The following is a 14,454-nucleotide window of genomic DNA, read 5'->3' on the forward strand; positions in this document are numbered from 1 at the left end:
ACATGTTTGTATGTTAATACGTGATTTTGAGACCTGCAAAGCAATCATTTTTCATAGAAGCATCTATTAAATTCCAAAACGGTTTCTGGCATTTGCCTTAAAATTCATTTTATCCAGCGCAAGACCAAATACGATGAACAGGACAGCGCTGCCGCCGGATTGTGCAAGCGTTCCGACGATGGAAGGAATGAGCGCGCCCCAGGTTCCGAACATGATCACTTCTGCAAAGTAGTACCCTGCAAAGGAAAGGGTTGCGGCGACGAACACACCGATCACATTTCGCACATTGATGATTTTATCCTTCTTACTGGTAAAAGGAAGAGCGATCAGCATTTTGATGAAAAATGTAGCCGGCGCCCAGACAGGAGCCGTCAAAAGATCGGCGAAAGCACCTCCGATTGCTCCGGCTGCCATGGCGTAGGGCATCGGAAGTAGTGAGGCCGCAAGGTAAATGAGAGCGTCTCCCACATGGACATAGCCACCGTTTAAGCCGAAGGGAATATGGAAAATGTAGGCGGTGGTGACACATACCAGTGCGGCAAATAAAGCTGTGGTTGTCAGGCGGGTGACCTTCTGGTGAGAGCTTGCCTTAGCGTTGGTGTCCTGGTGCTGGAAAGTTGTTGATGACATAGCAGTTACCTCCTGTAATTTTCATAATCATATTCTGTTAAAGCAGCATGGAAAGATAGGGTTCAAAATTAATCCCGTCATTTCGCGGAACTTTCTCCCGCACCGTCTCGATCAGGGCCTTCTCAAGAAAGCGTACCGCTTTTAGCACTGCGCACTCGGGGGAATCACCCCGGACCATGCCTGCGCATACCACCGAAGCGAGAAGGTCACCCGTTCCGGAATAACTACCGCCGTGTATCTCAGAAGAGATGATATGACAGTCGTTTCCGTCGAGTACCAGGTTGTAATACTTAGCCTCCGGGTCGCCGGGAGCTTTACAAATAATTCCGGTGATGATCACGGTGCGGATTCCCAAGTCTAAAAGCGGCTGCGCCATCTGGCGGATTGCCTGCAGGTAATCGCCCCTGTTCTGGCGTGAAGTCAGTTCCCTATAATCCGTATCGGTGAGAATACAGCATTCGGTCAGGTTTGGCGTGATGACATCAGCGCATGCCACCAGTTTTTTCATCTGAGAGATAAGCTTTGGGGTGTAGGTGTCATATACATGACCCATGTCGCCCATGACCGGATCGACGAAAAGCAGAGTATTTTCCCGGCGGAAGACTTCGTTAAAGCGCAGGATCTTTTCCACCTGCGCGGCGCTGCCGAGAAAACCGGTGTAAATGCCGTCGAGGGTCAGCCCTCGTTTTTGCCATTCTTCGGTATAGTGATCCATTTTATCCGTATAGTCATCGCAGTAATAACTGTCATATCCGGTCTGGTTCGTGAGTACCGCCGTCGGGACAGGGCAGGCCTGCACGCCCATGACGGAAAGGACCGGAATGGCAGCAGTCAGGGAGCATTTGCCAAGGCCTGATAAATCATTGATGACTGCCACTCGTTTTACCATTTGAACAATTCCTTTCTGCTGCAAAGTAAAAACTTCTGGTTCTGCTTGCATTTCCAAATCGTTTTATATAGAATAGAATAAAAGTGTCGTTAAGAAAATACACAAAAACAATTATTTTTAAGGGGTCAGTTTGATATGGCAGTGGAATTGGAAAATGAGGAGATACCAAGGTATCTGCGTGTTTACAACTATTATAAGGATTTGATCTTAAGCGGAACAATGGCTGCCGGGACGAAGCTGCCGTCCATACGGAAAGGCTCGGCGCAGCTACAGATGAGCAGAACGACCATGGAGACGGCCTATATGCTCCTGGCAGCGGAGGGGTACATCGCGTCCAGACCGCAAAGCGGGTATTATGTGACGGACATCGCACAGCGTCAGAGTGGGAGGACCGGAGCCTTAGGGGCACAGAAAAAGCGGGAAGAGACGAGAATCGAGTATGATTTTGTTACCCAGGGGGTGGACCGGGAGAGCTTTCGTTTTGAGCTGTGGCGGCGTTACATGAAAAGTGCGCTCAGGCAGGACGAGCGGCTGCTATCTTACGGGGAGCCCCAGGGGGAGCAGGAGTTCCGTGAGGTCCTCGGCGGGTATTTACAGGAGATGCGAAGCGTGATCTGTACGCCGGATCAGATTGTGATCGGAGCAGGGGTGCAGACTTTGCTGCAGATTTTGTGCCCCCTCCTTAAGGAGCGGGGAAAGATTGCCTTCCATAATCCGGAATTCCTCCAGGGCAGGGCCGTTTTCGAGGATTACGGGTTTGAGATGGCGGATAATTACCGGGAAGAAGGAACGGGCATGTATTATATTTCGCCGTCGCAGATGGCAAAATGGGAGGGAGTCATGCCGATCGCGGACAGGCTTAACCTGGTAGGAGAAGCGTCCGAAAGGAAGCTTCTGCTCATAGAAGACGATTACAACAGTGAGTTTCGGTATTTCCAGAGACCGACGCCGTCTCTTCAGGGGCTTGCAGGCGGAAGGGGCGTGGTGTATCTGGGAACCTTCTCCAAGATGCTGCTTCCCTCGATCCGTATGAGCTTTATGGTACTGCCGCCGGAGCTTCTGGGAGAATATGAGAAGCGCAAGAACAACTATAACCAAACGGCTTCCAAGGCGGAGCAGATCGCGATCACCCAGTTTATCCGGGACGGACACCTGGCGGGACAGATTAGGAAATCGCGAAAGATCCATCTGGCAAAAGCCGCCGAGCTTGCCCGCGCGGCCCGGAACGTATTTGGAGAGAGGGTACAGACCAGGATCGAGGAGGCAGGCTTTCATGTCATGCTAAGTTTTCAGACGGAAAAATCTTCCCGGGAGATTGCAGGGAAGGCCCGCAGCGCCGGCGTGGCGGTGATTCCGGTGCCGGAGGCGGCGCCAGGCGTACAGGAGACGGGGGAAGCGACGGTGATGCTGGTCTGCGCCAATGTGGCGTCGCAGGATTATGAAGCTGCAATGGAGCAATTAAGGCGATGTATCTGAAAATAGGAAAACAGGATTTCAGGTATGCTATGGAAGGGAGGAAATGTGATGACCGGATTTGCACATGAACTGGTGATGCCAAACGAGGATCTGCCGTTCAAACTGTTTTTATTTGAAGGAAAGGACGGGAATTATTTCCGGGAGAAGCACTGGCACCGCTCGGTGGAGATATTTGCGGTTCTTGAGGGAGAACTTGATTTTTATATGAATGAGGAGGATACGCACCTTGAGGCGGGCGAGTTCGTGATCGTCAACTCCAACGAGGTGCACTCGATCCGGGCAGTGGAGAAGAATCAGACGGTGGTACTTCAGATTCCGCTGAAAGCCTTTGAGGCGTATTATACCGACGAGCAGTTCATTTGTTTTACCCACGGAGAGCGGGAGCAGGACAGGCACATGATGGAGCTCGTGCGGGAAATGTATGAAACATACGAGAAAAAGGAGACCGGATATGAACTGAAGGTGCAGAGTTCTTATTTTATGATGATGTATCTTCTGGTCACAAAATACCGCAAGATGGAGGTCAGCCCGGAGATAATCAGGAACCGCCGGAATTTAAACAGGCTGTCTTCGATTACCAATTATATAAAAGATAATTATTGGAAGGAACTGTCACTTGACGGGGTGGCGTCTGTCTTCGGCTATTCCCCAACGTATTTGTCGCGTATGTTCCAGAAGTACGCAAAGACGAATTACAAGGCTTATCTGCAAAGTGTCAGGCTGGAATATGCCTATAAGGAGTTAATGAAAACGGAGCATAGTATCGGAGAGGTGGCGGAGCATAACGGATTCGCGGACGGAAGGGCATTTGCCAGAGCCTTCAGGAGAAAATACGGGGTGTTGCCAAGCGAATATAAAAAGATAAAAAAGTGTAGTTCATAAGCCAAGTTTTCGGTAGTGAAAAGAGCAAGCATTTGTTATGATGAGGACAGGAACTTAGTGTAAGATCATCGAAGGAGGAAAAGTAAATGAATAACATGCCGGAAATGAAAATCGGAGTAGTGGCAGTCAGCCGCGACTGTTTCCCGGAGAGTTTATCCGTATCCAGAAGAGAGGCGCTGATAAGTGCATATAAAGAAAAATATGGAGAGGCGGATATTTACGAATGCCCGATCTGTATCGTGGAGAGCGAGATCCATATGGTGCAGGCACTGGAAGATGTAAAGAAGGCGGGCTGTAATGCGCTGGTAGTATACCTTGGAAATTTTGGGCCGGAGATTGCGGAGACCTTGCTGGCAAAGCATTTTGACGGACCAAAGATGTTCGTGGCAGCAGCAGAGGAGACGGGAAATAATCTGGTGCAGGGCCGCGGAGATGCCTACTGCGGTATGTTAAATGCCAGCTACAACTTAAAGCTGCGTAATATCAAAGCTTACATACCGGAATATCCGGTGGGAACTGCCGAGGAATGTGCGGACATGATTCATGAGTTCGTACCGATTGCCAGAGCGATCGTGGCACTTGGGGACCTGAAGATCATCAGCTTCGGACCGAGACCGCTCAACTTCCTGGCATGTAACGCACCGATCAAACAGCTTTATAATATCGGAGTGGAGATTGAAGAGAATTCAGAGCTGGATCTGTTCGAGGCATTTAAAGGGCATGCCGGCGACGAGCGGATTCCGGAAGTGGTAAAAGAGATGGAAGAAGAGCTGGGCGCGGGAAATAAGAAACCGGAGATTCTTGCCAAACTTGCGCAGTATGAGCTGACTTTGAAGGATTGGGTACGCGACCACAAGGGCTACCGCAAATATGTTGCCATCGCCGGAAAATGCTGGCCGGCGTTCCAGACCCAGTTCGGCTTTGTTCCCTGTTATGTCAACAGCCGTTTGACCGCGCAGGGTATCCCGGTTTCCTGCGAGGTGGATATATATGGAGCTCTCAGTGAGTTCATCGGAACCGTGATAAGCCAGGATACCGTAACCCTTCTTGACATTAACAACTCCGTTCCGGCGGATCTCTACGAAGAAGAGATTAAAGGAAAGTTTGACTATACCCAGAAAGATACCTTTATGGGCTTCCATTGTGGAAATACAGCCGCTTCCAAGTTGTCCTTCTGCGAGATGAAATATCAGATGATCATGGCAAGGACGCTCCCGGAGGAGGTGACCCAGGGAACGCTGGAAGGCGATATCCTGCCGGGCGACATTACCTTCTACCGCCTGCAGAGTACGTCGGACAACATCCTGCGCGCCTATATTGCACAGGGCGAGGTGCTTCCGGTTGCGACCAGATCCTTTGGCTCCATCGGAATCTTTGCCATTCCGGAGATGGGAAGATTCTATCGCCATGTATTGATCGAGAAGAATTTCCCGCATCACGGCGCGGTAGCGTTCGGACATTTTGGAAAAGAATTGTTTGAGGTATTCAAATATATCGGCGTTCCGGTGGAGGAGATTGGCTATAATCAGCCGAAGGGCGTGCGCTATCCGACGGAGAATCCCTGGGCGTAAATAGGAGGCAGATATGTTATATATAGGAATTGATCTGGGGACTTCTGCGGTAAAGCTCCTGCTCATGGATGAAAAAGGGAAGATCGAGAAGATTGTCTCAAAAGAGTATCCACTTGAATTTCCGCACCCGGGCTGGTCGCAGCAGCACCCGGAGGACTGGTTTAGTAAGTCCGTGGAGGGAATGAAAGAGCTGATCGCGCAGTGTGATAAATCCCGGATTGCAGGAATCAGCTTCGGAGGACAGATGCACGGACTGGTCATATTGGATGAGAATGATCAGGTGATTCGGCCGGCCATTCTCTGGAACGACGGCAGGACCACGGAGGAGACCGACTATCTGAACCAGGTGATCGGTAAAGAAAAGTTGTCGAGATACACGGCAAATATTGCATTTACCGGGTTCACCGCCCCGAAGATACTGTGGGTGAGAAACAAAGAACCGGAGAATTTTGCGAGAATTGCCAAAATCATGCTTCCCAAGGATTATCTGGCCTATCGGCTTTGCGGCAGCTTCTGCACGGATTATTCCGATGCGTCGGGAATGCTGCTTTTAGATGTGGAGCATAAATGCTGGTCGAAAGAGATGATGGAAATCTGCGGCATCTGCGAGAATCAGCTTCCCAAACTCTATGAGAGCTACGAGGTCGTGGGAACATTGAAGCCGGAAATGGCAGCTGTACTTGGGCTTTCGGAAGGTGTCAGGATTATTGCGGGCGCAGGGGATAATGCGGCGGCAGCAGTGGGAACCGGGACAGTCGGAGAGGGAAGATGCAATATTTCGCTGGGAACATCGGGGACGATCTTTATTTCCAGTCAGTCCTTCGGCGTCGATGCGAATAACGCACTCCATTCTTTTGCCCATGCAGACGGGCACTATCATCTGATGGGCTGCATGCTCAGTGCGGCGTCCTGCAACAAATGGTGGAATGAGGAAATCCTGAAGACCTGTGATTATGCGGCAGAGCAGGCGGGAATCGAAAACCTAGGAGAGAACAGGGTATTTTACCTTCCTTATCTGATGGGAGAGCGTTCCCCCCACAACGATCCTTATGCAAGAGCCACCTTCGTCGGTATGACCATGGATACCACCAGAGAAGAGATGACCCAGGCGGTGCTGGAAGGCGTGGCATTTGCACTTAGGGACTCTCTGGAGGTGGCAAGGAGCCTCGGAAATAAGATTACGCGGACAAAGATCTGCGGCGGCGGAGCAAAGAGCCCGCTTTGGAAGAAGATGATCGCGAATACCATGAACCTGAAGGTCGATGTCGTCGAGAGCGAGGAAGGCCCGGCTATGGGCGGCGCGATCCTGGCGGCGGTGGGCTGCGGGGAATATGAGAGCGTAGAAGAGGCTGCAGAAAAGCTGGTCAAAATAGTGGATACAGTGGAACCGGAGCCGGATCTGGCAGCTAAGTATGAGAAGCAGTACCGGAAATTTGTCAAAATCTATCCGGCACTTAAGTCGGTGTTCAGGGAACTGGAAGAATAAAAAGGAGAAAGCAGGAAATTGAGGATCAATTTCCTGCTTTTGACTAATCATAGCCTGAATATTATGGCCTGAATATTATGGCCAGATTGCACGTGCTTTCTTTGCTTCTACCACTCGTTTTACAGCAATCAGATATGCGCCGGTACGCAGTGTGGTATGTTCTTTTTGGGCAATATCCCAAACAGCTTCAAATGACGGGTCCATGATGTTTTTCAGTTTCTCATTTACGACCTCTTCCGTCCAGCTCACGGACTGGATATTCTGAACCCATTCAAAGTAAGAAACGACAACGCCGCCGGCATTTGCCAGAATGTCCGGTACGATGACGGTGCCCTTCCTCTGAAGAATGACGTCTGCCTCAGAGGTGGTCGGTCCGTTAGCAGCTTCCACGATGATATCAGCCTTAATATTCTCAGCGTTTGCCGCGTTGATCTGGTTTTCCAGCGCAGCCGGAATCAGAACCTTTACGTCCAGCTCAAGCAGCTCAGCGTTGGAAATACGTGTGATTCCTTCTTCCTCATAACCGCTTAACAGGTTCTTTCTGTCTTTGGATAAATAAGCAAGGATCGCAGGGATGTCAAGTCCGTCTGCACGATAAATGCCACCGGAAACGTCGCTTACGGCAACAACCTTCATTCCCTCTGCGTGGAGAAGTTTTGCTGTGATGCTGCCGACATTTCCCATACCCTGAATGGCAACGGTGGTGTCTTTGACAGCAATGCCCAGTTTGTTCAAAATATTTTTGGTTGTGAACATAACGCCCCGGCCGGTTGCTTCATTTCTTCCCAGAGCGCCGCCAAGCTCCAGCGGTTTTCCGGTCACGACGCCGTGGATGCAGTGTCCTTTTAACATGCTGTATGTATCCATCATCCAGCCCATCACTGCGGCGTTGGTTCCTACGTCCGGTGCCGGGATATCCTGCTCCGGTCCAATAAGAGGTGCAATCGCAGCGGTGAACCTTCTGGTGATCGCGCGGATCTCATTTTCAGATAATTCAGTCGGGTCGCAGACTACGCCGCCTTTTCCACCGCCGTAAGGAATATTTACAACGGCGCACTTGAAGGTCATCCATGCTGCAAGAGCGCGTACTTCATCGGAGTTTACAGCCGGATGGAACCGGATTCCGCCTTTTGCAGGTCCGCGGGAGGTAGAGTGCTGGATACGGTAGCCCTGGAACACGCGTGTTGTGCCGTCGTCCATGCGTACCGGAATGGAGACTTTAAGCTCCCGCTCGGGATATTTGATTGCTTCGATATCACTGTCTGAATAGCCTAAGATGTCAGCTGCTTCTTTTACGACTTTGAGTACGTTGTCGTAAGGATTGTAAGTTTTTTCCATGAGTATTTCTCCTTTTCTTTTATGATGATCAGGGGCAATTTCTCTTTTGCCCGGGATAGCGCTAGAATCCTGGTATTATAAAGTATTTCCTATGCCTCGCACGAATCTGCCGTGGAATCAGAAGCCTGCAGCAGATGCTCTATTCCGGCGATTTTTACGCAGAGAATAAGGATATCTACTGCCTGTCCGAGTTCCTCCAGGGAGGGGTAGGAAGGTGCGATTCGGATATTGCAGTCCTTCGGGTCCTTGCCATAGGGGAAGGCAGCTCCTGCTCCCGTCAGGGTAACGCCGGCATTTTTGGCAAGCTCCACCGTGCGGCGGGCGCAGCCCGGAAGGGTGTCAAGGGAGACAAAGTATCCGCCCTTCGGGTGGCTCCAGGAGGCGAGGCCGGTTTCTCCCAGCTCCTGCTCCAGTTTTTGGAGGACCAGATCGAACTTGGGTCTTAATTCGCCGGCGAGGCGTTCCATGTGAAGCCGTATGCCCTCGGGCGTCTTAAAGAACTGAACATGGCGGAGCTGGTTCAGCTTGTCGTGGCTGATCGTCTGCGCGGACATATGTCCTTTCAGCTCCTTGATATTTGCCGGACTTGAAGAAATCAGTGAAACCCCTGCTCCCGGGAATGTGATCTTGGAAGTAGAGAAGAAATAGTAAGCCCGGTCAGGGTGTCCAAATCGTTCACATTCTTCCAGAATATTCTTAAGAGGAACATCCTCATAAATGTGGTGGACTCCGTAAGCATTATCCCAGAAAATCCGGAAATCCGGTGCGGCGGTCTCCATGGAAGCAAGCGCCTCGACCGTCTGGTCGCTGTAGCAGACGCCTTGCGGGTTTGAGTGAAGAGGAACACACCAGATTCCTTTGATGGAAGCATCTTCCTTCACCAATTTCCTGACCACATCCATATCCGGTCCGTCATCAAGAAGAGGTACGGAGATCATTTCCATGCCGAGTTCCTCGCAAATCCGAAAATGTCTGTCATAGCCTGGCACGGGGCAGAGAAACTTGACCGGCCGTCCTTCATATTTATAATAGCTCCACGGTTTTTCTCCTCCGGTTCCAAATAAATGGAGCGCTGCCATGGTATCGAACATGAGGTTCAGGCTGGCATTTCCACCGAGGATAATCTGTTCAGATTTAAGTCCGAGCAGACCTGCGAACAAATCCCGGCATTCAGGAATGCCCTCGAGAACGCCGTAATTTCTTGCGTCAGTACCATCCTTCAGAAGATAGGTTTCCGGCAGAGAAAGAAGCGGCATGCTGAGGTCAAGCTGGGAAGGCGCCGGTTTCCCTCTTGCCATGTTGAGCGCCAGATTGCCTGCTGTTGCCTCATCGTAGCGGGAGGAAAGCTCTGACAGCATGTCATGCAATTCAAGGTTTGTGAGTGTAGTCACAGATCTCATTGTCTATCATATCCCTTCTGATATCGTAGTTTTGTATTTGACGAAACAAAGTCCGGTAAGCGTCCGGCCGATGTTTGTCTTAATTTTTGAATTTATTATAGAAAGGGATAGGTGATAAATCAAATACCAATATTTGTATGCGATATATAGATGAATATTTATAAAAATAAGAGAATTTTGGTAAAAAAAGAGTGTTGTGAGACGAAAGAAAAAGTATCATTTGCGAAATGACAAGTGATTGGAGAAAACGTTATAAATAAAAGGTTATAGGAAGTATTGATTTGAAATATTTTACATTCATAAATAAATGCGATAAACTTATAAATATAGAAAATAAGTATTATAACTTATTGAAATAGGGACGATATCTATCATGCAGAACACGGGGGAAAAGAAGATGAATAGTTGGGAACAACTGTTGGAAAAGGAGGTACTTTCCCAGGAAGAGAGGACGGTACTTTGTAATGAGCTCATGACAACGGAGCACAGGATGGAAAAATTGATCCTGAAGTATTTTACAGTCGATGATTTCCGTAAGGTGTGGGAGCACAAGATCGGCGGCGGAGTGATCGGCGGAAAGGCGTGCGGGCTTTTGATGGCGCAGAAGCTGGTCACGGTCCGGCTGCCGGAGTGCGTCGACAGGCTGGAGGAGCATCAGTCCTTCTTTATTGGTTCTGACGTATTTCAGGAATATCTGGCGTTTAACGACTGTCTGGAGCTTAGGGCAAAGCATATGTTAGAAAAGGAGCATTTTGCGGAAACCGAGGAACTGAGCAATCGTTTGAGAAACGGAAGCTTTCCCGAAGAGCTGACGCGGCAGTTTGAGAGAATCCTGGAATATTACGGAACAGAGCCGATCGTAGTCAGATCGAGCAGTCTGATGGAAGATGGGTTTGGAAATGCATTTTCCGGAAAATATGAGTCGGTTTTCTGTGCCAATCAGGGAACGAAGGAAGAGCGCATGACGGAACTTCTGGAAGCGATTCGCAGGGTCTATGGAAGTGTAATGAATCTGTCGGCAATCGAATACCGAAGAAAGTGGCATTTGCTGGAAGTGGATGAGAGAATGGCGCTTCTGATACAGAAGGTTTCGGGAGCGCAGATCGGGGATTGGTATCTGCCGGCTGTGGCGGGTATGGGGTGTTCCTATAACCCGTACAAGTGGATGGAGCAGTTGAATCCTGAGGCCGGTATGCTGCGCATGGTCATGGGGCTTGGTACCCGTGCGGTACAGAGGACGCCGGGCGATTATCCGCGGCTGGTGGGACTTGACAGAGCGCAGGCGAATATTCGCACGACGGTTGCCGAACGCCATAAATATTCACAGAGACAGATAGATGTGTTGGATCTGAAAGAGAAAAAAGAGACGACCATTTCTCTGATGCAGATACAGGATATGCTTCCTGAGGCGTATCGGAAGCTGACGCTCAGCAGGGATACAGATGCGGAATATACTCTGGCGCAGCGGCGGATCTACAGGAAGATTTATTTTGCGGACTGTCAGGGAATGGTAGATCAGGATGAATTTATTGATATGATGCGCCGGACTCTGAAAATGCTGGAGCGTGAATACGGAAGGCCGGTAGATGTGGAATTTGCAGTGACTGCCACCTCCCAAAAGGAGTGGAAGGTGAACCTTTTGCAGTGCCGCCCCCTTCACGCGTATATGTCGGAGAAGGTGCAGATTCCGGAAGGGATTGATGAGGAGCTTTTGTTTGATGTCAGAAGGACATCAATGCGGCGTTCGAAAGAGGAGAGGATTCATTATATTGTTTGGGTAGACCCGCAGAAATATTATGAGTGTGATTATGCGAAGAAACCGGATGTAGGAAGGATGATCGGAAAGATCAATCAGCATTTTGAGGATACGGAGTATAAGCTGATGCTCCTGGTGCCAGGGCGAATCGGTACTTCCTCGCCGGAACTCGGGGTACCGGTGGTCTATGCGGAGATCAGCCAGTTCAGTGCGATCTGTGAGGTGGCTTACGGAAAAGCGGGATATCACCCGGAGCTGTCCTACGGAAGCCATATGTTTCAGGATATGGTGGAAGCAGATGTATATTATGGTGCGATTAACGAGAACAGTAAGACACGTCTGTATCATCCGGAGAAATTAAAAGAATGTCCGGAGGTATTGTGTGAATTATTCCCGGAGGAGGAAGCACTTGGCCAGATCATAAAGGTCTATGATTTGACGGGATGTATTGCGAGCCTGATGCTTGATGCAAAAGAAGGCCGTGCTGTATGCAGGATTCAAAAATCATAAGATAAAAGGGTGGGAAACAAGATGTTTGCAAATATGAGGTATGTCTATGAAGTATATAAAGCGGGAAGCTTTTCGAAGGCGGCAAAGAGCCTTTATATTTCACAGCCGGCTCTCAGCGCCACGATAAAAAAAGTGGAGAAGAAAGTGGGAATGCAGTTATTCGAGAGGAGCACAAGCCCGATTCAGCTTACGGAGTGCGGGAGACGGTATATTAAGACGGCGGAGAAGATCATGGACCTGGAAGAGGATTTTGCCTGTTATGTAGGAAATCTGAATGAACTCCGGACCGGCCACCTTGCCGTGGGAGGAACCTATCTGTTCTCAGCCTTCATTTTGCCGACCGCGATTCAGAAATTTCAGGAAACCTTTCCGAATGTTAAGCTGAGCCTTTTTGAGGGCAGTACGCCGACCCTGGAACAGAAATTGTTTTCGGGTGAGCTGGATCTATTGGTCGATAATTATCCGATGAATGAAGAGATATACGAAAAACGTTACTTTATGAAGGAGCATCTGCTCTTAGCGGTTCCAGTCTCCTTTAAGAGTAACCAGGCGGCCAGGGCGTGGAGCCTCACTGCGGAGGACGTGAAGAATAATGTGCCGTCCAGACCGGAGATACACGGGGTTCCGCTCAAGCTATTTGCCGAGGAACCGTTCGTGGTTCTCAGATCACACAACGATACGCGGGAAAGGGTAGACGCGATCTGTAAGCGGGCAGGCGTCTCCTTAAAGGTAGCGCTTAAACTGAATCAGCTTCTGACAGTATATCATTTGACCGAGAGAGGGATGGGAATCTCTTTTGTCAGCGATACGGTCGTAAAATGTATGCCGCCGAATCCGGAGGTAGTGTATTATAAGATCGATGATCCGGCTGCCGAGCGGAATGTATATTTCTATTATCGAAAGAATAAATACTTCACAAGAAGCATGGCGGAATTCATGAAACTGGCAGTTTCAGATATGGAGTTATAGGAAATGGCAGGAATTGCTATATTGTTCACTATGTGATCAGTAATGCAATTCCTGCCGTTTTCTTTCTTTGGACATAAATAGTTGTATGCAGTACAATGAACCTATGTTATAATTTGAGTAATTGAAGAGAGGGGAGAAGAAAATGAATGAAAGGGATTTGTTGAAAGCCGCTTACGAGGCGAGGACATTTGCGTATGTACCATACTCTCATTTTGCGGTGGGCGCGGCGCTTCTTACGGTGTCCGGTAAAGTATATGCCGGCTGCAATGTGGAGAATGCTTCCTATGGAGCGACGAATTGCGCGGAAAGGACTGCCTTTTTTAAGGCAGTGTCGGAAGGAAAGCGGGAGTTTGAGGCCATTGCGATCGTGGGAGGAAAAGAGGGGCAGGAGCCGGCGGGCATCTGTTCGCCCTGCGGCGTTTGCAGACAAGTGATGCGGGAATTTGCGGACCCGAAGAAATTTCGGGTTATTTTGGAAGACGGAAGCGGGAATGTAAAAAGCTATCTGTTGGAAGAACTTCTGCCGGAGAGTTTTGGGCCGGAGAATTTGTAGAGCAGTATCAGAAAAAGAGGTGATGCTATGCTGAAAATCGACCTTCATTGTCATTTGGACGGGTCCTTGTCCAGGGGGTGTATCGAGGAACTGCTGGGCAGAAGCGTCTGTATGGAGGAACTGGAGGTAAGCGCGGACTGCCAAAGCCTGGCAAAATATCTGGAAAAATTTGATCTGCCGCTTGCATGCCTTCAGTCCTGTGCAGGACTTGAACGGGCCGGATATGATTTTATGGAACAGGTGTCGGCGGACGGGCTGGATTATGTGGAAGTTCGGTTCGCGCCGCTGCTTTCCACTGCGGGGGGACTTTCGTGCAGCCAGGTGATCGAGGCAGTCCTTGCAGGAATGGAGCTGGGAAAACAAAGATTTGGGATTCCCTATGGTGTGATCGTCTGTGCTATGCGGCATCATACAGAGGAAGAGAATCTGAAAATGCTAAGGGCCGCCAGGGGATACTTGGGAGAGGGCGTCTGTGGCGCGGACCTTGCCGGGAATGAGGCGGTGTTTCCGATGCATGATTTCATCTCTCTGTTCCGGGATGTGAAAAAGTTGGGTATGCCGTTTACCATCCATGCGGGGGAGTGCGGCAGCAGTCAGAATATTGAGGAAGCCATTCTGTGCGGGGCCGGGCGAATCGGACACGGGATCGCCATGCGGGGGAATGTGAGGATTATGGAGCTTTGCCGCAGTGAGGGAATCGGGATTGAGATGTGTCCGATCAGTAACCTGCAGACGAAGGCGGTCAGAAGCAAAGCGGAGTACCCGCTTCGGGAATTCCTGGATCAGGGACTGAAAGTGACGATAAATACGGACAATCGGATGGTCAGCGGCACGACGATTGAGAAGGAGATTGCGTTTGTGCGGGAGGAGTACGGAATCTCCGGGACGGAAGTGGAACTGATGATGAAAAATGCCGTAGAGACGGCATTTGCCAGCGATGATGTGAAGCATGAGTTATTGCGAAAGCTGGCTTAGTGAGCGGCAAAGAGAAGTG

At 49.8% G+C, this 14,454-nt stretch carries 12 protein-coding genes; 8 read left to right on the top strand and 4 right to left on the bottom strand.

Annotation, left to right across the window (positions count from 1 at the left end; all coding sequences use genetic code 11):
• Positions 1 to 66: 66 nt before the first annotated feature.
• Positions 67 to 630, bottom strand: a complete 564-nt coding sequence (locus ABXS75_09050; GenBank protein ID XCP86920.1) for a TIGR04002 family protein — start codon at positions 628 to 630, stop codon at positions 67 to 69.
• A 37-nt stretch (positions 631 to 667) separates the two neighbouring features.
• Positions 668 to 1,519, bottom strand: coding sequence for a pyridoxamine kinase (locus ABXS75_09055; protein XCP86921.1), 852 nt, complete (start codon positions 1,517 to 1,519; stop codon positions 668 to 670).
• Positions 1,520 to 1,654: 135 nt separating this feature from the next.
• Between ABXS75_09055 and ABXS75_09060 the strand changes: the two genes are divergently transcribed.
• The 4 genes from ABXS75_09060 to xylB all read left to right on the top strand — a co-directional run bounded on the left by ABXS75_09060 (position 1,655) and on the right by xylB (position 6,934).
• Entirely contained in the window at positions 1,655 to 2,995 is a 1,341-nt protein-coding gene (locus tag ABXS75_09060; protein ID XCP86922.1) for a PLP-dependent aminotransferase family protein, read from the top strand.
• Between the two features lie 48 nt (positions 2,996 to 3,043).
• Positions 3,044 to 3,877 carry a helix-turn-helix domain-containing protein gene (locus ABXS75_09065; protein ID XCP86923.1) on the top strand — a complete coding sequence of 278 codons (834 nt, stop codon included), beginning with the start codon at positions 3,044 to 3,046 and terminating at the stop codon, positions 3,875 to 3,877.
• Between the two features lie 86 nt (positions 3,878 to 3,963).
• Complete coding sequence (locus tag ABXS75_09070; GenBank protein ID XCP86924.1) at positions 3,964 to 5,448, top strand: L-fucose/L-arabinose isomerase family protein; 1,485 nt, start codon at positions 3,964 to 3,966, stop codon at positions 5,446 to 5,448.
• A 13-nt stretch (positions 5,449 to 5,461) separates the two neighbouring features.
• The gene (xylB, locus tag ABXS75_09075) at positions 5,462 to 6,934 is read left to right on the top strand and encodes a xylulokinase (protein XCP86925.1); all 1,473 of its coding nucleotides are present in this window, start codon (positions 5,462 to 5,464) and stop codon (positions 6,932 to 6,934) included.
• 75 nt (positions 6,935 to 7,009) lie between these two features.
• Here xylB and ABXS75_09080 read toward each other — a convergent pair whose 3' ends face one another.
• Positions 7,010 to 8,272: a Glu/Leu/Phe/Val dehydrogenase gene (locus ABXS75_09080; GenBank protein XCP86926.1), complete on the bottom strand. Its 1,263-nt coding sequence runs from the start codon at positions 8,270 to 8,272 to the stop codon at positions 7,010 to 7,012.
• 89 nt (positions 8,273 to 8,361) lie between these two features.
• On the bottom strand, positions 8,362 to 9,672 hold the full coding sequence (locus ABXS75_09085; GenBank protein XCP86927.1) for an aminotransferase class I/II-fold pyridoxal phosphate-dependent enzyme: 1,311 nt from the start codon (positions 9,670 to 9,672) through the stop codon (positions 8,362 to 8,364).
• A gap of 397 nt (positions 9,673 to 10,069) precedes the next feature.
• On the opposite strand from ABXS75_09085, the gene ABXS75_09090 reads away from it, so the two are divergent.
• The 4 genes from ABXS75_09090 (at position 10,070) to add (ending at position 14,435) form a co-directional block, all read left to right on the top strand.
• The gene (locus tag ABXS75_09090; protein ID XCP87119.1) at positions 10,070 to 11,938 is read left to right on the top strand and encodes a PEP/pyruvate-binding domain-containing protein; all 1,869 of its coding nucleotides are present in this window, start codon (positions 10,070 to 10,072) and stop codon (positions 11,936 to 11,938) included.
• Positions 11,939 to 11,959: 21 nt separating this feature from the next.
• The gene (locus ABXS75_09095; GenBank protein ID XCP86928.1) at positions 11,960 to 12,907 is read left to right on the top strand and encodes a LysR family transcriptional regulator; all 948 of its coding nucleotides are present in this window, start codon (positions 11,960 to 11,962) and stop codon (positions 12,905 to 12,907) included.
• Between the two features lie 142 nt (positions 12,908 to 13,049).
• Positions 13,050 to 13,460 carry a cytidine deaminase gene (locus tag ABXS75_09100; protein XCP86929.1) on the top strand — a complete coding sequence of 137 codons (411 nt, stop codon included), beginning with the start codon at positions 13,050 to 13,052 and terminating at the stop codon, positions 13,458 to 13,460.
• 27 nt (positions 13,461 to 13,487) lie between these two features.
• Positions 13,488 to 14,435: an adenosine deaminase gene (gene add / locus ABXS75_09105; protein XCP86930.1), complete on the top strand. Its 948-nt coding sequence runs from the start codon at positions 13,488 to 13,490 to the stop codon at positions 14,433 to 14,435.
• The last annotated feature ends 19 nt before the right edge of the window (positions 14,436 to 14,454 follow it).

The organism is Roseburia hominis, from assembly GCA_040702975.1.
Taxonomy (GTDB): Bacteria; Bacillota; Clostridia; order Lachnospirales; family Lachnospiraceae; genus Allocoprococcus; species Allocoprococcus hominis_A.